Annotated in this window: 14 protein-coding genes, 3 tRNA genes and 1 riboswitch; of the genes, 14 read left to right on the forward strand and 3 right to left on the reverse strand. The window is 59.3% G+C overall.

Annotated features, from left to right (window positions below):
- Positions 1-48: 48 nt before the first annotated feature.
- Positions 49-5058: a dermonecrotic toxin domain-containing protein gene (locus KW839_RS26765; protein WP_371318122.1), complete on the reverse strand. Its 5010-nt coding sequence runs from the start codon at positions 5056-5058 to the stop codon at positions 49-51.
- A 285-nt stretch (positions 5059-5343) separates the two neighbouring features.
- Between KW839_RS26765 and KW839_RS26770 the strand changes: the two genes are divergently transcribed.
- From KW839_RS26770 to astE, 7 genes are all read left to right on the forward strand, one after another.
- Positions 5344-6564 (forward strand): aspartate aminotransferase family protein, encoded by a 1221-nt coding sequence (locus KW839_RS26770; protein WP_218425981.1) that lies wholly within the window; start codon positions 5344-5346, stop codon positions 6562-6564.
- A gap of 299 nt (positions 6565-6863) precedes the next feature.
- Positions 6864-7883 carry an arginine/ornithine succinyltransferase subunit alpha gene (gene aruF, locus KW839_RS26775; RefSeq protein ID WP_060539734.1) on the forward strand — a complete coding sequence of 340 codons (1020 nt, stop codon included), beginning with the start codon at positions 6864-6866 and terminating at the stop codon, positions 7881-7883.
- Between the two features lie 68 nt (positions 7884-7951).
- Positions 7952-8977, forward strand: coding sequence for an arginine N-succinyltransferase (gene astA / locus KW839_RS26780; protein ID WP_218425982.1), 1026 nt, complete (start codon positions 7952-7954; stop codon positions 8975-8977).
- Positions 8974-10443: a succinylglutamate-semialdehyde dehydrogenase gene (gene astD, locus KW839_RS26785; protein ID WP_218425991.1), complete on the forward strand. Its 1470-nt coding sequence runs from the start codon at positions 8974-8976 to the stop codon at positions 10441-10443. Before astA ends, astD begins: the two co-directional genes overlap by 4 nt.
- A gap of 163 nt (positions 10444-10606) precedes the next feature.
- Positions 10607-11953 carry an N-succinylarginine dihydrolase gene (gene astB, locus KW839_RS26790; protein WP_060539737.1) on the forward strand — a complete coding sequence of 449 codons (1347 nt, stop codon included), beginning with the start codon at positions 10607-10609 and terminating at the stop codon, positions 11951-11953.
- Between the two features lie 61 nt (positions 11954-12014).
- Positions 12015-12305, forward strand: a complete 291-nt coding sequence (locus tag KW839_RS26795; RefSeq protein WP_060539738.1) for a hypothetical protein — start codon at positions 12015-12017, stop codon at positions 12303-12305.
- An 11-nt stretch (positions 12306-12316) separates the two neighbouring features.
- Positions 12317-13327: a succinylglutamate desuccinylase gene (gene astE / locus KW839_RS26800; RefSeq protein ID WP_218425983.1), complete on the forward strand. Its 1011-nt coding sequence runs from the start codon at positions 12317-12319 to the stop codon at positions 13325-13327.
- Between the two features lie 156 nt (positions 13328-13483).
- Here astE and KW839_RS26805 read toward each other — a convergent pair whose 3' ends face one another.
- On the reverse strand, positions 13484-13993 hold the full coding sequence (locus tag KW839_RS26805) for a 6,7-dimethyl-8-ribityllumazine synthase (RefSeq protein WP_218425984.1): 510 nt from the start codon (positions 13991-13993) through the stop codon (positions 13484-13486).
- Positions 13994-14096: 103 nt separating this feature from the next.
- Positions 14097-14268: riboswitch (FMN riboswitch) on the reverse strand.
- Positions 14269-14557: 289 nt separating this feature from the next.
- On the opposite strand from KW839_RS26805, the gene ltaE reads away from it, so the two are divergent.
- The 7 genes from ltaE to KW839_RS26840 all read left to right on the forward strand — a co-directional run bounded on the left by ltaE (position 14558) and on the right by KW839_RS26840 (position 20521).
- Positions 14558-15562, forward strand: coding sequence for a low-specificity L-threonine aldolase (gene ltaE, locus KW839_RS26810; RefSeq protein ID WP_218425985.1), 1005 nt, complete (start codon positions 14558-14560; stop codon positions 15560-15562).
- 146 nt (positions 15563-15708) lie between these two features.
- Positions 15709-18327 carry an alanine--tRNA ligase gene (alaS, locus tag KW839_RS26815; RefSeq protein WP_218425986.1) on the forward strand — a complete coding sequence of 873 codons (2619 nt, stop codon included), beginning with the start codon at positions 15709-15711 and terminating at the stop codon, positions 18325-18327.
- 91 nt (positions 18328-18418) lie between these two features.
- A complete protein-coding gene (locus KW839_RS26820; protein WP_060539743.1) occupies positions 18419-19660 on the forward strand; it encodes an aspartate kinase in 1242 nt (413 codons plus the stop codon).
- A gap of 186 nt (positions 19661-19846) precedes the next feature.
- Complete coding sequence (csrA, locus tag KW839_RS26825) at positions 19847-20035, forward strand: carbon storage regulator CsrA (protein WP_002554426.1); 189 nt, start codon at positions 19847-19849, stop codon at positions 20033-20035.
- A 62-nt stretch (positions 20036-20097) separates the two neighbouring features.
- Positions 20098-20188: transfer RNA gene (locus KW839_RS26830), tRNA-Ser, on the forward strand.
- Between the two features lie 107 nt (positions 20189-20295).
- A tRNA-Arg gene (locus KW839_RS26835) sits at positions 20296-20372 on the forward strand.
- 72 nt (positions 20373-20444) lie between these two features.
- Positions 20445-20521: transfer RNA gene (locus tag KW839_RS26840), tRNA-Arg, on the forward strand.
- A 19-nt stretch (positions 20522-20540) separates the two neighbouring features.
- Here the strand turns inward: KW839_RS26840 and KW839_RS26845 are convergent.
- Complete coding sequence (locus KW839_RS26845) at positions 20541-21065, reverse strand: cell envelope protein SmpA (protein ID WP_218425987.1); 525 nt, start codon at positions 21063-21065, stop codon at positions 20541-20543.
- Positions 21066-21349 lie beyond the last annotated feature (284 nt).

Consider the following 21349-nt stretch of genomic DNA (forward strand, 5'->3'; position numbering starts at 1 on the left):
CATGGGGTCGGCAAACCCCATGGTCTCGGGCAGGCGTGCTATCAGGTTTCATTCGGGATTGACTGGTACGCCATTCACCGGCACCGGGATGTTGGCTATCCCATCGATCTGGAGATCATTACCGGTTAGACGGTAATAATCGGCAATCAGCTGGAGGCTGTCAGCTGTGAATGGATTGCCGCTGAAGTCAAATCCTGCACCGATATCGGCATTGACCTCCAAAAGGTCGACGGGCATCTCGGTAATTGCGTTAAAGCTCAAGTCGGCGTCTACCCGGATATCGTTACTGAGCAATGCCCTCGGAATCTCCGTGAGCCCACAACGGCTCAGGTTCAATGACAACTGCGTCATGTTGCTCAGATCGGGTGCGAGCCCCAAAGGGTTATTCCTCAGGTTGATCAGCTCAAGGCGCGTCATTTCTGCCAACCCATTGCGGGTTTGTTCGGTCAGGGTGATGCGGCATTCAGGCAGGCTCAGCTCGCTCAGGCTTCGCATCCTGAACACGCTGTCGGGGATGTTATCCAGTTGGTATCCGCGCACGGTCAGGCGCTCCAGGTTGGGAAAGTACTCCAGGAACTGGCTCGCTCGCGGGGCGATGTGACCGGTGCTGGTGAGCATCAGTTCAGGGACATGGCTGAAGCCGGCTGTCAGTACTGGAAGATCACCCATAATCGGCAGCGTCGACACGAACGCGAACTCGCTGGCGGCCGCATTGACTGTGGGTATTCGGCGCCAGCAACGTTCAAGGTCTTGCTTGAACAGATCCCTTTTGACGTGCTCCTGGTACATCTCATCGGCCGTGAGGGGCGTACCGGTTTCAGGATGGATGTTGGGAACGTCGTTCGACCATACGGTGAGGTCGCTGATCATGTCGGCAAGCTCGGCCTCCTTGCGCGCCAGAACGATCCGGCCCTCCGGCAACGTGCCAGGCAAGCGATAGATATAGTCACTCGCTTCTTCTCTATCCAGCCCTGGGTACAGGTCTCTCACTCGATTGATGTCCACCTGTTCGGCGAATACCCCAAGGTCTCGTCCGGTTTGACCGAAGTAGATTTTGATGCGCTCGCGGGAGGTGGCAGACAGCGGATTGTTCGCACAATCAAAGCCTTCGCTGATGTCGCCCGGCAGTTCAAAGATAAAGGCGGGCAGTTCACTTATCTGATTGTCATAGAAGATGGCGGTTCGAAGTCGCGGGCAATTGCGCAGTCCCGGGGGAATGCTGGTGATGCCGGTACTGGAAAGGTCGATGTAGGTCAGTTTGGGGAGCGCGTCTACCTCGGGGGCGAAACCAAGCGGGTTGTTTTCCAGGTCGAGTACCGACAACTCATGCAACTGGCCAAGGGATGCCTGATCTGCGGGAGTGAGGGCGATGCCACAATCACTCAGGATCAATTCGTCCAGCCCGGTCATGTTCGAAATCGTCTCGGGCATGCGGTTCAGGACAAAATTACGCATTTCCAGGCGACGCAAGCCAGGGAAACGCCCAAGGAAAGGTTCGATCCCGCGGGCCGCACTGCTGCCATTGAGCGACAGCATGGAGATGTGACCGTAGTCGGCGCTCAAGGTCGGCAGATCGCCGAGTATCGGCTGGGAAAATACAATGCTGTAGCCGTGATCTGCGCCCGCTTCGGCGTCATACAAGTCTGTCTCCTTGCGCCAGCCACGCAGCAGTTGCTCGCGCAGCAGTCTGCGGTTCTGTATTTGCGCGGCTGTTTCCAGCGGGCTGAGTCTTGCGTTGGTTTGCGGATGAAAGGCTGGTGGGTTGTTAGCCCAGATTTGAAGGTCGTTCAATAACTGGAAATACTCGTCGCGCAGACGAGAAAGTTCCGCGCGCGGGCCTGCGGGGTGACTTTGCAGTCTTTGAACCAGGGCCTGATTCTCCTGTGGGGAAAGCCTGGGGTAAAGCTCGCGCACTCGTTCTGCCAGTGTTCGGGGTACTTCGCTCCTGAGGCGGGGATAACCGTTCGTGCCCAATAGGCGCAGTGTGTCTATGGGGGGGGCCGGAATGGGTGGGTGCGCAATCGCCGTTCGAAGCTCCGATCGTTGCAGCGGGGAATCGTGTATGGCCCGCTGCAGTTTGTGTCCTTGACCGATTTGATAACCCAGCGCCTGGCGCTCCGCGTCAGGCAAGGCCTGCAAGACACTGGTGTAGAAATCCGAGGCCCCATGCAGTTGCTGCCCGCGGTCGTCAAACGTCTCGAAGGTGCCGGACTTCTGTCGTACCAGCACTTTTTGTATGGGCGCATCCTGAGGGCCGATGCTGTCTGCCACGGGGGCCTCATAAAACTGATCGCGGATTTCCAGGCGTACCTCGCGGGACCAGCCGGGCAGTGTTTCCAGGCTTCGGAGCATCAGTGTGTCGGTGTCCGGATTTGCGACAGCGTCGAGATCCAGCCCTTCGTAGGCGCGGGTGACGCGCACTTCCTGCTCGGCAAAACTCGCGAGCCGTTCCAGCCTCTCGGGTAGGTGGCCTTCACTGATTTGCAGCAGTTCGGTGCCCGTGGCGTTGTTGACAAGTTCCTGCGCCACGCTTTTCGGTAACTGCGGATGAGCCTGCACGATGTCTTGTACGAAGGGGTCGTTGCTTTGCTCAAGGGCTTTGTAATGAGCGTCAAAAAGTTCGGATTTATTGTCCCTGATGATTTGCGCCAGCTTCTTTCTAAGGGCGTGGGTGCGGCTTTCAAGGGCATTGAGCGGATTACCGAACGCTTCATTTGTCGACAGGTTGAGCTTGCCTTCGTTGAGTGTTTGAAGCAGCGTCTTGAGAAGGTCTCCATCGATCAACTGGTCTTGTCGCAGGTCGATCGGGGTTAGATCGTCCCGGGTCGAAGACTCCCAGGCCAACTGCCCTTGCTCATCCCAAAGGCGCAGTCTGCTGCGTTCAGGCAATAGTCCGCTTTCGTTCAGGATTCGAAGTTGGGTCGCGGGGTCGGCATTCAAGTATTGCTCAGGCTGGTCACTGGCCAGCTGCTCAGAGACGCGCTGCAACTGCTCATCGATGGTAAAGCGCTCGAGCGTGTCGGCGAGCAGCGGCGGCAAGGGTTCCTGATTGACGTGCATTTTGCGCAAGGCGTCTTCAGAGCTGCCGCTGATTTCTAGCATGCGTTCTCGTTGAGCGGGGGAAAACGACTCGACCCTGTGCCCGATGCGGTCCAGTGATGTGGCTTTATCCCACTCCATCGGATGTTCCAGCTCGGTGTGCCAGGCGCCATCACCATTACCCCGCAGAATCGGCTTGTAAGCATCGGCACGGGTAGGGTGCTCAATCTGATGGTTCTGGGACAGTGGGTCTTTGCTGACAACGAAGTGCTCGCCTTCGATGGGCAGAATGTCTCTGCCTTCATGCTGATGCAAGCCCAGGCTATTGGGCCTGGAGCTCTCTGGCAGTGGGATTTTCTGCTTGTAGGTCGTCAGGTCGAGCTTCCAGTAAAGGGTTTTTCCGCCAGGACCTGCAACGGGTTTGAACCGATCGATGAATGCTACGATTTCGCGAGGAAGTACCTTGCGGAACTCGCCGATGACAATGGCGCCACCCACTAAAAACATCCCCAGCTGGATGAGCGATTCGGCAGCGCCCATCACGTGTTCAAAGGCTTCGGCCGTCTGGCCCTCGGCCCATTCGATGATCCCTTCGAAGGTTTCATCGAGCATCTGCCAGGCCATGTACGCGAGCATCGCCTCACCCAAAAAAGGTATGAATGGCAGGAGTACGAATGAAGCGACCTCCAGGATCGATTTGGCGATGCTGGTCACCGAATCCAGGAATGCCCAACGAACCCGTTGATCGACTTGCGCGGTGGGGATGGCGATGGCCCGTGCATCGTTGAGGATCTTGTTCAGCCGGGTCTGGTAAAGGTGTTGCGGCAGGTCGCCCTCGATGGGGGTGGCTGCCAGGTTCAGATTGGGGGCCTCAAGCGGCGTCTCTCGCCAGGTGGGTAAGCTGCTGCCGGGCTCAGGTGTATGCCACTGGATTTGAGCCAGGCTGGCATTGAGTTGACCGAAGAAGTGGCCTCTGCCCTCGTGCGGGATGAACCGGCTGAAGAAGCGCTGGTAATCGGGGTCGCGCAGTTGCCGCGCCAGCTCCCTGACAAAATCGCTCGTTGAAGGGTATTGCTTGATCGGGTGCTCAGGGTCATCCGGGACATACACCACAATCTGTGCAGTGTCGCGGGTCTGTTCTAGTTGTCGGGAGAAAAGCAAAACACCGGTGAGCGGCGTGGACAGGATCGACAGCTCGTGACAAAGCATGGAGGTGCGGTTCAGTCGCAGGCCTTCCAGGCCATCCATCAGGCCTTCGATCATTAGCGCGTTTGCCTCTTGAACGTCCCTGTTCATTCGGGCGAACAGCAGCGCAGCCTTTAACGCCGCCGCCTGGCTTTCATCGACGTGGCGGCGCAGCACGGCAGCGGCGACTGGATTGGTTACGCCAAGGTTATCTTCGAGGTATTCCTGATATTTGCGCCCGATGTCCAACTCCCGGCACAGTCGGGTAAAGCCCGCGATGCCAACCGTCTCTTTGAGGCCGGCAATTGTCTGGAAATGACCCAGTTCATCGGGTTTGGTGATGAATGAGGAGTCCGCTTCATAAGCCTCTTCAAGGGTTTCACTCTCCTCAAAATTGTGCAGCGCGGCGTCCAGTAGCGACACTGTCCAGATCCGGGCGGCGCCCAGTTGTAGAGGGATGTACAGACGCAAGAAGGTTTTACGTACATCCAGGTTCGGCAGGTCGAAGCGCTCATTCAACGCGTTGACCAGCAAGGGCTCGGCAAAACCGGCGGCGTCCTGCAGTTTTTCCAGTATTCGATCGACTTTGTTCTGTACGGTCCACTGCTGCGCAATGAGCGCTCTCAAAACTGCATGCGAAGCGGCGGGCAGGTGCTTGAAGTGCTCGGGCATCCCTGGTCGAACGCGGCTAAATGCCTGGCGTTTTACCGGAATCGCCTCGCCAAGCCAGCGCGGCACGCTATGTTGCAGGGGCGCATAGTGCTCGTCGGGGTGTTCGCCGGGAAATGCGTGGGCCGTTGCTGGTGTTGACAGGTTCTGTTCTGAAGTTGGCACGGTGATGACCCTCGAGGGTTTAAATAAGCCTCAATGGAAAACGATGCCGATGATCGGGGGGCGGTACATATTTATAGGGTGCAGGTGACGCTGCCTATAAATCGCCGGGGCAGTTAAACTGCGCCTTTGCGACCCTATATGTCGCATTGCCGTAAACCCGGGAAAATCCGGGGTTTGCGCTATAAGAAGTTGTCGCTTGGCGGCAAGGCCGGGCTGAAAACTGTCCTTACAATCCTCACCAAGCTCGCCAGTTTCAGGCGAGTGTTTTCTCTTCAGGAGACTCCGATGTCCGTTGAGCACGCTGCGGTACAACGCGCCGATTTCGATCAGGTAATGGTTCCCAACTATGCGCCTGCCGCATTCATTCCTGTGCGTGGCGCCGGTTCCCGCGTCTGGGACCAGTCCGGTCGCGAGCTGATCGACTTCGCTGGCGGGATTGCCGTTAACGTATTGGGCCATGCGCACCCGGCGCTGGTCGGTGCCTTGACCGAGCAGGCGAACAAGCTGTGGCACGTGTCCAACGTGTTCACCAATGAGCCGGCCTTGCGCCTGGCCCACAAGCTGATCGATGCCACCTTTGCCGATCGCGTGTTCTTCTGCAACTCCGGCGCCGAAGCCAACGAGGCCGCCTTCAAGCTGGCCCGTCGCGTCGCTTTCGATCGTTACGGCAGCGAGAAGTACGAAATCATCGCAGCGCTCAACAGTTTTCACGGCCGTACCCTGTTCACCGTGAACGTCGGTGGCCAGTCGAAGTACTCCGACGGTTTCGGCCCGAAGATCACCGGTATCACCCACGTGCCGTACAACGATCTGGCCGCGCTGAAAGCCGCCATTTCCGACAAGACCTGCGCCGTGGTTCTGGAGCCGATCCAGGGTGAGGGCGGCGTGCTGCCGGCTGAACTGGCCTACCTGCAAGGCGCCCGTGAGCTGTGCACCGAGCACAACGCGCTGCTGGTGTTCGACGAAGTGCAAACCGGCATGGGCCGCAGCGGCAAGCTGTTTGCCTACCAGCATTACGGCGTGACCCCGGACATCCTGACCAGCGCCAAGAGCCTGGGCGGCGGTTTCCCGATCGCAGCGATGCTGACCACCGAAGAGTTGGCCAAGCACCTGGTCGTCGGCACCCACGGCACCACCTACGGTGGTAACCCGCTGGCTTGCGCCGTTGCCGAAGCCGTGATCGACGTGATCAACACGCCTGAAGTGTTGGCCGGCGTCAACGCCAAGCACGACAAGTTCAAGACCCGCCTTACGCAGATCGGCGAGAAATACGGCCTGTTCACTCAGGTTCGTGGTCTGGGCCTGTTGATCGGTTGTGTGTTGAACGACGCCTGGAAAGGCAAGGCCAAGGACATCTTCAACGCCGCTGAACAAGAAGGCCTGATGATTCTGCAAGCCGGCCCGGACGTCATTCGTTTCGCCCCGAGCCTGGTGGTGGAAGACGCCGATATTGATGCTGGCCTGGATCGCTTCGAGCGCGCCGCGGCAAAACTGACGCAAGCCTGATAGACCCTTCGGCGCCTGATTGTCAGGCGTCGAACCTGATTTTGTATGCCGGCCCCGCTTTTCTGTAGGAGCGAGCCTTGTGGCGAGGGGGCTTGCCCCCGTTGGGGTGCGAAGCACCCCTGAAAACAGTCAGCGCGCTAATCAATCAGAACGCATTGACTGTTTTCGCGATTGCTGCGCAATCGAACGGGGGCAAGCCCCCTCGCCACGCAAAGTAGCTCCCACCGTTGACTCTGAGTTGTTTCAGGGATGGCCCGGGATTTTTTCTTCTGTAAGTTCTGAGATAAAGGAGTGACACCATGCTGGTGATGCGCCCCGCGCAAATGGCTGATCTGGGCGAGGTACAGCGTCTGGCTGCGGACAGCCCGATTGGTGTCACTTCCTTGCCGGATGACGTTGAACGCCTGAGCGACAAGATCGCCGCGAGCGAAGCCTCGTTCGCCGCCGAAGTAAGCTTCAACGGCGAAGAGAGTTATTTCTTCGTCCTCGAAGACACCGCCACCGGCAAACTCGCCGGTTGCTCGGCCATCGTCGCGTCGGCCGGTTATTCCGAGCCGTTTTACAGCTTCCGCAATGAAACCTTCGTGCACGCCTCTCGCGAGCTGAAGATTCACAACAAGATCCACGTGCTCTCCCAGTGCCACGACCTGACCGGCAACAGCCTGCTGACCAGTTTCTACGTGCAGCGCGAGCTGGTGGGTTCGCCGTGGTCGGAACTCAATTCCCGCGGCCGTCTGCTATTCGTGGCCAGCCATCCCGAGCGCTTTGCCGATTCGGTGGTGACCGAGATCGTCGGTTACAGCGATGAAAACGGCGATTCGCCATTCTGGGACGCCATCGGACGCAACTTCTTCGACCTCAACTACGCCGAAGCCGAGCGTCTGTGCGGCCTGAAGAGCCGGACGTTCCTTGCCGAACTGATGCCGCATTACCCGATCTATGTGCCGCTGCTGCCGGACTCCGCTCAAGAGGCGATGGGCCAGGTGCATCCACGGGCGCAGATCACCTTCGACATCCTGATGCGCGAAGGCTTCGAGACCGATCACTACATCGACATTTTCGACGGCGGCCCGACCTTGCACGCCCGCGTCTCGGGGATCCGTTCGATCGCCCAGAGCCGTGTGGTGCCGGTAAAGATCGGCGAGCCAGTCAAAGGTGTCGGTCGCCAGTACCTGGTGTCCAACGCCCAGTTGCAGGATTACCGCGCGGTGATGCTCGAGCTCGATTACGCGCCGGGAAAACCCGTGACCCTGGACCTGGAAGCGGCCGAAGCCCTGGGTGTCGGCGAAGGTGCCAGCGTGCGCCTGGTAGCCGTTTAAAACGCCTGAGTTTCCTGCAAAGCAGCGAGTTTCACGGGTGGCGCAAGCGGCCCGTTTGAGGAGATAGCATGATCGTTCGTCCCGTACGCAGCAGCGATTTACCCGCTCTGATCGACCTGGCCCGTAGCACCGGCACCGGCCTGACCACCTTGCCGGCCAACGAAGAGCGTCTGGCCCATCGGGTTGGCTGGGCCGAGAAGACTTTCCGCGGCGAAGCCGGGCGGGGCGATGCGGACTACCTGTTCGTGCTCGAAGACGACAATGGTCGCGTGGTGGGCATTTCCGCCATTGCCGGCGCCGTCGGCCTGCGTGAGCCCTGGTACAACTTCCGGGTTGGCCTGACCGTCAGCGCCTCCCAGGAGCTGAACATCTACCGCGAAATCCCGACGCTGTTCCTGGCCAACGACCTGACGGGCAACTCTGAGTTGTGCTCGCTGTTCCTGCACGCCGATTACCGCACGGGCCTCAACGGCCGCATGCTGTCCAAGGCGCGGATGCTGTTCATCGCCGAGTTTTCGCAGATGTTCGGCAACAAGATCATTGCCGAGATGCGCGGTGTGTCCGACACAGCTGGGCGTTCGCCATTCTGGGAAAGCTTGGGCCGGCACTTCTTCAAGATGGAGTTCAGCCAGGCCGATTACCTGACTGGCGTGGGCAACAAGGCGTTCATCGCCGAGCTGATGCCGAAGTTCCCGCTGTACACCTGCTTCCTGTCGCCGGATGCGCGCAACGTGATCGGTCAGGTGCACCCCGACACCGAGCCGGCGCTGGCCATGCTCAAGAGCGAAGGCTTCAGCTATCAGGGCTATGTCGACATCTTCGACGCAGGTCCTGCGATCGAGTGCGAAACCGGCAAGATCCGCGCGGTGCGTGACAGTCAGGCGCTGGTTCTGGCCATCGGCACGCCGGGTGACGACGCGACGCCGTTCATCATTCACAACCGCAAGCGCGAAGACTGCCGGATCACTGCCGCACCCGCACGTCTGGCCGCCGGCACCCTGGTGGTTGACCCGTTGACTGCCAAACGTCTTCAACTCAACGCCGGTGACCAAGTGCGCGCCGTGGTGTTGTCCGCTGCACGGGAGTCGAAATAATGAAGTCGCTATACATTGCAGGTGAATGGCTGGCGGGTCAGGGCGAAGCCTTTGAGTCGCTCAACCCGGTGACCCAGCAAGTGCTGTGGTCCGGTGTCGGCGCCACCACTGCCCAGGTTGAATCGGCTGTGCAAGCGGCGCGACAGGCGTTTCCGGGCTGGGCCCGCAAAACGCTGGAGCAGCGCATTGCCGTGCTGGAAGCCTTCGCCGCCGCCTTGAAAAGTCGCGCAGACGAAATGGCTCACACCATTGGCGAAGAAACCGGCAAGCCGCTGTGGGAAGCCGCGACCGAAGTGACCAGCATGGTCAACAAGATCGCGATTTCGGTGCAAAGCTACCGTGAACGTACCGGCGAGAAGAGCGGCCCGCTGGGCGACGCCACCGCCGTGTTGCGCCACAAACCCCACGGTGTGGTGGCGGTGTTTGGTCCTTACAACTTCCCTGGTCACTTGCCCAACGGTCACATCGTGCCGGCGCTGCTGGCCGGTAACAGCGTGCTGTTCAAACCTAGCGAACTGACGCCGAAAGTCGCCGAGCTGACGCTCAAGTGCTGGATCGAGGCAGGGCTGCCGGCGGGCGTGTTGAACCTGCTGCAAGGCGCGCGGGAAACCGGTATCGCCCTGGCGGCGAACCCGGGTATCGACGGCCTGTTCTTCACCGGCTCCAGCCGTACCGGCAATCACCTGCACCAGCAATTCGCCGGTCGTCCGGACAAGATCCTCGCGCTGGAGATGGGCGGCAACAACCCGCTGGTGGTCGATCAGGTCGCCGACCTCGACGCTGCGGTGTACACCATCATTCAGTCGGCATTCATCTCTGCCGGTCAGCGTTGCACCTGCGCCCGCCGTCTGCTGGTGCCGCAAGGCGCCTGGGGCGACACGCTGCTGGCGCGTCTGGTGGCGGTCAGTTCGACCATTGCGGTCGGTGCTTTCGACCAGCAACCGGCGCCGTTCATGGGCTCGGTGGTTTCCCTCGGCGCGGCGAAAGCGCTGATGGATGCCCAAGAGCATCTGTTGGCCAATGGCGCTGTGGCGCTGCTGGAAATGACCCAGCCACAGGCTCAGTCGGCCTTGTTGACCCCGGGCATTGTGGATGTCAGCGCCGTGGCCGATCGTCCTGACGAAGAGCTGTTTGGTCCGTTGCTGCAAGTGATCCGCTACGCTGATTTTGAGGCCGCGATCGCTGAAGCCAACGACACCGCCTACGGCCTGGCGGCCGGCTTGCTGTCGGATTCCGAGGCGCGTTATCAGCAGTTCTGGCTGGAAAGCCGTGCGGGTATCGTCAACTGGAACAAGCAATTGACCGGCGCCGCGAGCAGCGCACCGTTCGGCGGCGTCGGAGCCTCGGGCAACCATCGCGCCAGCGCCTACTACGCGGCGGATTACTGCGCGTACCCGGTGGCCTCGCTGGAAACACCGAGCCTGGTGATGCCGGCCGCTTTGACGCCTGGCGTGAAGATGGCGTAGCGCCCATTCGCGAGCAAGCCCGCTCCCACAGGAGTTGCGTCGAACACAAAATGTGTGAGCACCTCTGAACCTGTGGGAGCTGGCTTGCCAGCGATGGCCGCGACTTGGTCTAAAAGAATTGTTACCTGAGCCTATAACAACAGATTCTCGTGGAGCCTCGCTGATGAAATCCTATGAAGTCAATTTTGACGGTCTAGTGGGGCCGACCCATAACTACGGCGGCCTGTCCTACGGCAACGTCGCGTCCCAGAGCAACAGCCAGCAGTCCTCCAACCCCAAGGAAGCGGCGCTGCAAGGCCTGGCAAAAATGAAAGCGCTGATGGAAATGGGCTTTCAGCAAGGCGTGCTGGCGCCGCAGGAGCGCCCGGATGTGGCCGCGCTGCGTCGCCTGGGTTTCAGCGGTAGCGACGCTCAAGTGATCGAGCGCGCCGCCAAAGAAGCGATGCCGCTGCTGGTTGCCAGTTGCTCGGCGTCGAGCATGTGGGTGGCCAACGCCGCCACAGTCAGCCCGAGCGCCGACACCGCTGATGGTCGCGTGCATTTCACCGCCGCCAACCTCAACTGCAAATACCACCGCAGCATTGAGCACCCGACCACCAGCCGCGTGCTGGGGGCGATGTTCGCCGATCAGAAGCACTTCGCCCATCACGCTGCCTTGCCAGCCGTGGCGCAGTTCGGTGACGAAGGCGCGGCCAACCACACGCGCTTCTGCCGCGAGTACGGCGAAGCCGGCGTCGAATTCTTCGTTTTTGGTCGAAGTGCATTCGACACCCGCTACCCGGCACCGCAGAAATACCCGGCGCGCCAGACCCTCGAAGCGTCCCAGGCCGTTGCTCGCCTGCACGGCTTGAGCGATGACGGTGTGGTCTACGGCCAGCAGAATCCGTCGGTGATCGATCAGGGCGTGTTCCACAACGACGTGATCGCCGTGGGCAATGGCGAGGTGTTGTTCTATCACGAGGACGCCTTCCTCGAGACCGAAAAGATGCTCGCTGAACTGCAGAGCAAACTCGCTAAAGTCGGTGGGAAATTTCAGTCGGTCTGTGTTCCGCGTTCTGCGGTCAGCGTCGATGACGCGGTTCGTTCCTACCTGTTCAATAGCCAGCTGCTGTCGCGTCCTGACGGCTCCATGCTGTTGATCGTGCCGGAAGAATGCCGTGGCAACGAGCGCGTCTGGCAGTACCTGCAAGGTTTGACCAGCTCCGGCGGCCTGATCCGCGAGGTCAAAGTCTTCGATCTCAAGCAGAGCATGCAGAACGGCGGTGGCCCGGCTTGCCTGCGGCTGCGCGTCGCACTCAACGAAACCGAACTGGCGGCCGTCAACCCAGGGGTTATCATGACGGCACCGTTGTACGGCACACTGACCGAATGGGTCGAAAAGCACTACCGCGACCGCATGGCCGAAAGCGATCTGGCGGACCCGCAGTTGCTGCTTGAGTGCCGGACGGCACTGGATGAACTGACGCAAATCCTTAAACTGGGCGCGGTTTATCCATTCCAGATCAATTGATCGTCGGTGCGCTGCCCTGTGTGGCCGCGCGCCGTTTCATCTCCAATGAGAGCGTAAAGACATGAGCGATTCCCTGCAGCTGATCCTTGAAGACACCGACGGCACGCAACTGGAAACTTCCTGCACCCGCGTCGCGGTCATGTGGCAAGGCAAGGAGCTGTGGATTCAGCAGGACGGCCGTGGCCAGCTGCTGATCGGCGTGGACGTTGAAGAAGGCGACGAAGAGTACGCCAACCTGCTGCTGCGCCCGTTGGCGACTAATCTGGTAAGTCTGCAACTGGAAATGGAACCGGCTGACCTCGGCGATGACGAGGACCACGTGCACGGTCCGGATTGCAACCACGACCATTAAGGAACCGCTCTATGCTCGCCCTCGGCAAACTGCTTGAACTGACCCTCGCCGGCCGCGAACCGGCGGAGAAGACTCAACTGACTGTCGAAGGCGTGCGTATGCGCTGGTTGAGCGAAGGTGCGCTGGAAGTCCGGCCACCGCAAGCGCGTGACAACGGCCTGGACCTGCTGCTGTCGGCGGGCATCCATGGCAACGAAACAGCGCCGATCGAGTTGCTCGACCGCCTGTTGCACAACATCGCCCGCGGCGACCTCAAGCCGCGCGCACGCATTCTGTTCCTGTTCGGCAACCCCGAAGCGATTCGCAAGGGCGAGCGTTTCGTCGAGCAGGACGTCAATCGGCTGTTCAACGGCCGTCATGAACAAAGCAGTGGCTGCGAAGCCCTGCGCGCCTGTGAACTGGAACGCCTGGCGGCGAGCTTCTTCAGCCTGCCGGATCGCCAGCGCCTGCACTATGACTTGCACACAGCGATTCGCGGCTCGAAGATCGAGCAGTTCGCCTTGTATCCCTGGAAAGAAGACCGCCAGCATTCGCGTCTGGAGCTGGCACGTTTGCGCGCCGCCGGCATGCAAGCGGTGCTGCTGCAGAACAAGCCGTCCATCGTCTTCAGTTCCTACACCTACGACAAGCTCGGTGCCGAGTCCTTCACCCTTGAACTGGGCAAGGCGCGGCCGTTCGGGCAGAACTCGGGGGTCAATGTTTCCTTGCTGGAAAACCGCCTGAAACAGATCATCGAAGGCACCGAGCCGGAAATGAGTGAAGAGGCGCTCGATGGTTTGCAGCTATTCAGTGTGGCGCGGGAAATCATCAAGCACAGCGACAGCTTCCGCCTGAACCTGCCGGTGGATGTCGAGAATTTTTCCGAGCTGGAAGTGGGTTACCTGTTGGCGGAAGACATCGCCAATACCCGCTGGATCATCGAAGAGCAGGGCGCGCGGATCATCTTCCCCAACCCCAAGGTGAAAAACGGCCTGCGTGCCGGCATCCTGGTGGTGCCGACCACCGACGAAAACCTGGCTTAAGACCAATACAAAACCCATGTGGGAGCGGGCTTGCTCGCGAAGACGGATTCACATTCAACGCATTCGTTGAATGTGAAATCGCTTTCGCGAGCAAGCCCGCTCCCACATTTGATATGGGTGAAGCGAAAGACTTCACCCATATCACGGGTTCGAGTTTTAGACAGCTACCGCACGCGGCTCGGTGCGACGCAGCGCACGTATCTTGTGCAGGGTATCGGCACAAGTCTTCGCCGCTTCATGGCCTTTATGCACGAAATGCTCGAAGAAGAACTTCTGATGTTCTTCGCCGGCATGGAAGTGGTGCGGGGTCAGGGATACCGAGAACACCGGCACTTCAGTTTCCAGTTGCACCTGCATCAGGCCGCTGACCACCGACTGGGCAACGAACTCGTGACGGTAGATCCCGCCGTCCACCACCAGGGCGGCGGCAACAATGCCGGCATAACGACCGGTCTTGGCCAGCAACTTGGCGTGCAGGGGCATTTCAAAGGCGCCGCCGACTTCGAAGAAGTCGATGTCGGATTCCTGGTAACCCTGGGCAATCATTTCGGCGACGAAGCCTTTACGGCTCTGATCGACAATATCCTTGTGCCAGCAGGCCTGGATGAACGCTACGCGCTCGCCATGATGGTGTTTGCTTTTGCTATCGATTGCGGTGGGTTGCATGTTCTGATTCCTGTTTGTGTGAAAAACAGGGCTTATGAATCGAATGGGATTCAAGGGTACGCACGAGCGCAAAAAAAGCCTGCGGGCGGCCCTTCGGTGTCAATCCCGTTCTCTCTTCATCCGGACTATGACCGTCGGCCCCGGGATCACACCGGGTCTGCTGACCTTGTCGTCATGCACAGCCATTGCCGTGCCTGTCGCCAAGCGCTCGCGGGCTATGCGCATTGCGCGCAATTACCGCCGGTGGGGAGTTGCACCCCGCCCTGAGAACGTTTTTGCCGCCATTATGTTTGGCTGCGCAGCGTTTTTATCACATATTTGCGGTATGCGCATGGCCAATACCGGTCAGTCGGGGTGTACAACCTGTGGGAGCGGGCTTGCTCGCGAAGACGGTTTAGCATCCAACGCAAATGTTGACTGTCAGTGCGCCTTCGCGAGCAAGCCCGCTCCCACATGGATTGTGCTTTCCTGACTTTTCCTCGTTCAAGGCTTGATTATTGGCCGGCATGCCCGCAGTAATTCTTTCCTGAAAGGGATTTCCCCCTGCTTACCGAGGCCAGATTCATGAGTGTTATTGATCTTCGCAGCGACACCGTCACCCAACCTTGCGCCGGCATGCTCGAGGCAATGACCAAGGCCGCCACCGGTGATGACGTGTATGGCGAAGATCCGACGGTCAATCAGTTGGAAGCCGAACTGGCCCGGCGCCTGGGTTTTGCCGCGGCACTGTTCGTGCCGACCGGCACCATGAGCAACTTGCTCGGCCTGATGGCCCACTGCGATCGCGGTGACGAATACATCGTCGGTCAGCAAGCCCACACCTATAAATACGAGGGTGGCGGTGCTGCGGTGCTCGGCTCGATCCAGCCGCAGCCGCTGGAAGTGCAGGCCGATGGCTCGCTGGACCTGTCCCAGGTGGCGGCAGCGATCAAGCCTGACGACTTTCACTTCGCCCGCACGCGTTTGCTGGCCCTGGAAAACACCATGCAGGGTAAGGTTTTGCCCCTGGATTACCTGGCTCAAGCGCGCAGTTTTACCCGCGACCACGGGTTGCAATTGCACCTGGACGGCGCACGGCTGTACAACGCGGCGGTCAAGCTGGGTGTGGATGCCCGGGAAATCACCGCGCATTTCGATTCGGTCTCGGTGTGCCTGTCCAAAGGCCTGGGCGCACCGGTCGGTTCGGTGCTGTGCGGCTCGGCGGAGCTGATCGGCAAGGCCCGGCGCCTGCGCAAGATGGTCGGTGGCGGCATGCGTCAGGCCGGAATTCTCGCGGCGGCAGGCCTGCATGCGCTGGATAACAACGTAGAACGCCTGGCCGATGACCATGCCAACGCGCAGATGCTGGCCGAAGGCCTGTGTGGGGCGGGGTTCGAGGTCGAACCGGTACAGACCAACATGGTTTACGTTGCCATGGGCGACAAAGCCGAGGCCATCAAGGCGTTTGCTGCCGAACGCGGGATCAAGCTCAGCGCGGCCGCACGTCTGCGCATGGTTACGCACATGGACGTCAGCCGCGCGCAAATCGAGCAGGTCGTCGCGGCATTCGTCGACTTTTCCCGCAAGTAACAGGGTTAGCGGTCCAATTGACCGTTTCTATCGTATAAACACGCTGTACCCCGCGCGCAGGGCCGATATAATGCGGCCCTTTGCCGTCGCTTCGTCTGTTGACGTTTCGAACAGGCCTTTGGCCGCAGCCTCCGTGGAAGAACCTAATGAAAAGCGCAGAAATCCGTGAAGCCTTCCTTCGCTTCTTCGAAGAGCAAGGCCACACCCGTGTAGCCTCCAGCTCTTTGATTCCGGGCAACGACCCAACCCTGCTGTTCACTAACGCGGGGATGAACCAGTTCAAGGACTGCTTCCTGGGCCAGGAAAAACGTGCGTACACCCGTGCGACCAGCAGCCAGAAATGCGTGCGTGCCGGTGGCAAGAACAGTGACCTGGAAAACGTCGGTTATACCGCTCGTCACCACACGTTCTTCGAAATGCTCGGTAACTTCAGCTTCGGTGACTATTTCAAGCACGACGCGATCACCTTTGCCTGGACCTTCCTGACCGGCGTTCTGAAACTGCCGAAGGAAAAGCTCTGGGTCACCGTCTACGCCTCCGACGACGAAGCGTATGACATCTGGACCAAGGAAATCGGCGTGCCGGTCGAGCGCATGATCCGCATCGGCGACAACAAAGGCGCGCCATACGCCTCTGACAACTTCTGGACCATGGGCGACACCGGCCCGTGCGGCCCGTGCACCGAGATTTTCTACGATCACGGCGACCACATCTGGGGTGGCCCACCGGGCTCGCCGGAAGAAGATGGCGACCGTTACATCGAAATCTGGAACAACGTGTTCATGCAGTTCAACCGCACCGCCGATGGCGTGTTGCATCCGTTGCCAGCGCCGTCGGTCGACACCGGCATGGGCCTGGAGCGGATCAGTGCGGTGATGCAACACGTCAATTCCAACTACGACATCGACCTGTTCAAGAACCTGCTGAAAGCCTCTGCTGAAGCCATTGGTTGCGAAAATGGCGATCAGTCGTCGCTCAAGGTTGTGTCCGACCACATCCGGTCGTGCGGTTTCCTCATCGCCGATGGCGTGCTGCCGTCCAACGAAGGTCGCGGTTATGTACTGCGTCGGATCATCCGTCGCGCCTGCCGTCACGGTAACAAGCTGGGCGCCACCGGCAGCTTCTTCTACAAGATCGTCGCGGCGCTGGTTGCCGAGATGGGCGAAGCCTTCCCGGAACTGAAGAAGCAGCAGAGCAACATCGAACGTGTGCTCAAGGCCGAAGAAGAACAGTTCTCCAAGACCCTGGAGCATGGCCTGAAGATTCTCGAGCAGGATCTGCTCGAGCTCAAAGGCACCGTGGTGCCGGGCGACGTGGTGTTCAAACTCTACGACACCTACGGTTTCCCGATGGACCTGACCGCGGATATCGCCCGCGAGCGCAGCCTGACTGTCGACGAAGCCGGTTTTGAACGTGAAATGGAAGCCCAGCGTGTTCGCGCGCGTTCGGCCAGTTCCTTCGGCCTGGACTACAACACGCTGGTCAAGGTTGATGTGGCCACCGAGTTCACCGGCTACAAAGACACCAGCGGTTCGGCAAAAATTGTCGCTATCTATAAAGAAGGCCAGTCGGTCGACGTCTTGAATGAAGGCGAAGAGGCGGTAATCGTTCTGAACCAGACGCCGTTCTACGCTGAATCCGGTGGCCAGATCGGCGACTGCGGTTATCTTCAGGCGGGCAGCGCACGTTTCGACGTGCGCGACACCACCAAGACCGGCGGCGCCTTTCTGCACCACGGTGTGCTGGATTCGGGTAGCCTGACCATTGGCGCGCCGGTGGAAACCCACGTGGATGCCGAGGTGCGTCATGCGACTTCGTTGAACCACTCGGCCACCCACTTGCTGCACGCCGCATTGCGTCAGGTATTGGGCGAGCACGTTCAGCAGAAAGGTTCGTTGGTTGATAGCCAGCGCCTGCGCTTCGACTTCAGCCACTTCGAGGCAATCAAGCCGGAACAACTGAAGGCCCTGGAAGACATCGTCAACGCTGAGATTCGCAAGAACTCCGCCGTCGAGACCGAAGAAACCGATATCGAAACCGCGAAGAAGAAGGGCGCCATGGCGCTGTTCGGCGAGAAGTACGGCGACGACGTGCGCGTGCTGAGCATGGGCGGCGACTTCTCCGTCGAGCTGTGCGGTGGTATCCATGCCAACCGTACCGGCGACATCGGCCTGCTGAAAATCATCAGCGAAGGCGGTGTGGCGTCGGGTGTACGGCGTATCGAGGCGGTCACCGGTGCTGCGGCACTGGCCTACTTCAACGCGGCAGAAGAACAACTCAAGGAAGCGGCCAACCTGGTCAAGGGTAGCCGCGACAACCTGATCGACAAGCTGTCAGCCGTGCTGGAGCGCAACCGTCTGCTGGAGAAACAACTCGAGCAACTGCAAGCCAAGGCTGCCAGCGCTGCGGGCGACGATCTGTCGGCCCAGGCCCTGGACGTCAAGGGCGTGAAAGTGCTGGCCGTGCGTCTGGACGGTCAGGATGGCAAGGCGCTGTTGGCGCTGGTCGATCAACTGAAAAACAAACTCGGCCGCGCAGTGATCCTGCTCGGCAGTGTCCATGAGGAGAAGGTCGTTCTGGTTGCAGGCGTAACCAAAGACCTGACTGGCCAACTCAAAGCCGGTGATTTGATGAAGCAAGCCGCTGCGGCAGTGGGCGGGAAGGGCGGTGGTCGTCCAGACATGGCGCAGGGCGGCGGTACCGACGCTGGCGCACTGGATGGTGCATTGGCCCTGACCGTTCCATTTGTAGAGCAGGGTCTATAAGGCAGTGTTTGCGGCCGGCAGTCTAGTGGCTGGCCGCAACGCTGTTTGAGTGATTATTTGGGCGCCCTTCATGGGCAGAGGCGGCTTTGAAATGGCTTTGATCGTACAGAAATTTGGAGGCACCTCGGTCGGCACTGTCGAGAGAATCGAACAGGTCGCCGACAAGGTTAAGAAATTCCGCGATGCGGGCGATGACCTGGTGGTTGTGCTGTCTGCAATGAGCGGCGAAACCAACCGTCTGATCGATCTTGCCAAGCAAATCAGTGGTGACGGCCAGCCAGTTCCCCGTGAGCTGGACGTGATCGTTTCCACCGGTGAACAGGTGACGATTGCCTTGTTGGCCATGGCGCTGATCAAGCGCGGCGTGCCAGCGGTGTCCTACACCGGCAACCAGGTGCGGATTCTGACGGATAGCGCGCACAATAAAGCGCGTATCCTGCAGATTGATGACCAGAAGATTCGCGGTGACCTGAAGGCCGGTCGTGTAGTCGTTGTCGCCGGTTTCCAGGGCGTCGACGAGCACGGCAACATCACCACCCTCGGTCGTGGCGGTTCCGACACCACGGGCGTGGCCCTGGCGGCAGCCCTGAAGGCTGACGAGTGCCAGATCTACACCGACGTCGACGGCGTCTACACCACCGACCCGCGTGTGGTGTCCGTGGCCCAGCGCCTGGACAAGATCACCTTCGAAGAGATGCTGGAAATGGCCAGCCTCGGTTCCAAGGTGTTGCAGATCCGCGCAGTCGAGTTCGCCGGCAAGTACAACGTTCCGCTGCGCGTACTGCACAGCTTCAAGGAGGGTCCGGGCACCCTCATTACTATTGATGAAGAGGAAACCATGGAACAGCCGATCATTTCCGGTATCGCTTTCAACCGCGATGAAGCCAAGCTGACCATCCGTGGCGTGCCAGACATCCCGGGCGTTGCCTTCAAGATTCTCGGCCCGATCAGCGCCGCGAACATCGAAGTCGACATGATCGTGCAGAACGTTGCGCACGATAACACCACCGACTTCACCTTCACCGTACACCGCAATGACTACCAGGCCGCGCAAGCGGTGCTGGAAAAAACCGCTGGTGAGCTGGGTGCCCGTGAAGTCGTGGGTGACACCAAGATCGCCAAGGTCTCGATCGTCGGTGTCGGCATGCGCTCGCACGCAGGCGTCGCCAGCCGCATGTTCGAATCCCTGGCCAAGGAAAGCATCAACATCCAGATGATCTCGACTTCGGAAATCAAAGTCTCCGTAGTGATCGAAGAGAAGTACCTGGAACTGGCTGTGCGCGCTCTGCACACGGCTTTCGAACTGGACGCACCGGTCCGCCAGGGCGAGTGATGCGTTTACCAATGGGCGCGGTCTGACCGCGCCCTTTGTTTTTTTGAATGGCGTGACCCAAGGCTGTTCTTTTGCTCGCGCTGGTCAATACTCAGGCATGTAGGGCTGCGACCGCTCCGGTTGTGGGTCGAGTGCCTTTTTTTTGCAGACTGTAGTCCCTGAAATGAAATGCGTGAGGAGAAAGGTATGCTGATTCTGACTCGTCGGTGCGCAGAAAGCCTGATTATCGGTGATGGCGAAATCACCGTGACCGTGCTCGGCGTCAAAGGAAATCAAGTGCGCATCGGTGTCAACGCCCCTAAAGAGGTTGCGGTCCACCGTGAGGAAATTTACCTGCGTATCAAGAAAGAGAAGGACGAAGAACCAAGCCATTAATTTTTATCGTTTTTTATGTTTGCAAACGGGGAAAAGGTTGGTTAAGATACGCCCCGTGTTGCGGAGAGCTGGCCGAGTGGCCGAAGGCGCTCCCCTGCTAAGGGAGTACACCTCAAAAGGGTGTCGGGGGTTCGAATCCCCCGTTCTCCGCCATTATTTGCGTAGTACGTTGTAATCTGGCTTCTTCGGTAAGTTGTTGAAATTACTAGAAAAAGTGTTTGACATAGAGATTAGACGGCCTATAATGCGCGGCAACAAATGCACTCGTAGCTCAGCTGGATAGAGTACTCGGCTACGAACCGAGCGGTCACAGGTTCGAATCCTGTCGAGTGCACCATTTAAGAGTTGTTTGCAGCAATGCAGGTAACTTGGCTTCAACCAGTTGTGATCTGGTATAAAAACACAACTTGCACTCGTAGCTCAGCTGGATAGAGTACTCGGCTACGAACCGAGCGGTCACAGGTTCGAATCCTGTCGAGTGCACCATACAACAGAAAGCCCGCATTTATTGCGGGCTTTTTGCCGTCCGGGATTTGGCTTTTCCCGTGCTGCATCCCTTCTCATCGAACTCGACTTCGACCTGCGCGCTGCGACCAGGCTTCGCACCATAGCGATAACTTGTCGTCGAGTTGCGAGTACTGATCCTGTCCGGCTTGCCGAGGGCGCTTTCGACGTCCTGCTGGCTCATGCCGGCGACTATGCGCTGATTGATGATCGCCTTGCGGCGCTCCTGGGGGCTGATCAGGTCTGCACAGTTTTCCTCTGTCTGGCCGATCACGACCGGTTCTTTGTTGTTGATTTTCATGCTGGGTGTCTCGCGGGCTTCGGCCTCAGGCAAGAGCGCCTTGTTGCTGCTGGACGGGGAAGGGCGCACATCCTGAAGCGAGACGCTTTCACCGCCAATGCAACTGAGTGTGGTAAAGGTGATGTGGCCATTGGCAGCTTCGCAACGCTGAACGACAGTGGCGGAGACCGCGGGCGGCGGGCTGAGCATGGCAAGCAGCAACAGGTATCGCGCATTCGATGGCATTGAGCGCCCTCCATGACGTTCGCGCTCTAGGGTAGCTGGCAGAAACTTCGGTGCTGGTGTGTTTTCTTTGCAGAATGAGTCGTCGCATTTTCATGGATCAGGATTGCGCTCAAGTTTGTTTCGCAAGCGCTTGTTTCAGACCGGGATTTTTTAGCGTTTTAAACCGTCAGGCGGTGTATCATTGCGACCGTCAGCCCCGCCGGGGCTTTTGGAATACTTCCATGGACTTACCCAGTAGTTACTCAATACCCCGTTTTACCAATCATGAATTGACTGATTGATTC

The organism is Pseudomonas sp. PDM31, from assembly GCF_019218965.1.
Lineage (GTDB): Bacteria > Pseudomonadota > Gammaproteobacteria > Pseudomonadales > Pseudomonadaceae > Aquipseudomonas.

Coding starts and splice junctions, on each gene's coding strand:
- KW839_RS26805 (WP_218425984.1), bottom strand. CDS start 13,993: ATGCAACCCACCGCAATCGATAGCAAAAGCAAACACCATCATGGCGAG.
- astA (WP_218425982.1), top strand. CDS start 7,952: ATGATCGTTCGTCCCGTACGCAGCAGCGATTTACCCGCTCTGATCGAC.
- KW839_RS26820 (WP_060539743.1), top strand. CDS start 18,419: ATGGCTTTGATCGTACAGAAATTTGGAGGCACCTCGGTCGGCACTGTC.
- astB (WP_060539737.1), top strand. CDS start 10,607: ATGAAATCCTATGAAGTCAATTTTGACGGTCTAGTGGGGCCGACCCAT.
- alaS (WP_218425986.1), top strand. CDS start 15,709: ATGAAAAGCGCAGAAATCCGTGAAGCCTTCCTTCGCTTCTTCGAAGAG.
- ltaE (WP_218425985.1), top strand. CDS start 14,558: ATGAGTGTTATTGATCTTCGCAGCGACACCGTCACCCAACCTTGCGCC.
- aruF (WP_060539734.1), top strand. CDS start 6,864: ATGCTGGTGATGCGCCCCGCGCAAATGGCTGATCTGGGCGAGGTACAG.
- astE (WP_218425983.1), top strand. CDS start 12,317: ATGCTCGCCCTCGGCAAACTGCTTGAACTGACCCTCGCCGGCCGCGAA.
- csrA (WP_002554426.1), top strand. CDS start 19,847: ATGCTGATTCTGACTCGTCGGTGCGCAGAAAGCCTGATTATCGGTGAT.
- KW839_RS26770 (WP_218425981.1), top strand. CDS start 5,344: ATGTCCGTTGAGCACGCTGCGGTACAACGCGCCGATTTCGATCAGGTA.
- KW839_RS26795 (WP_060539738.1), top strand. CDS start 12,015: ATGAGCGATTCCCTGCAGCTGATCCTTGAAGACACCGACGGCACGCAA.
- KW839_RS26845 (WP_218425987.1), bottom strand. CDS start 21,065: ATGCCATCGAATGCGCGATACCTGTTGCTGCTTGCCATGCTCAGCCCG.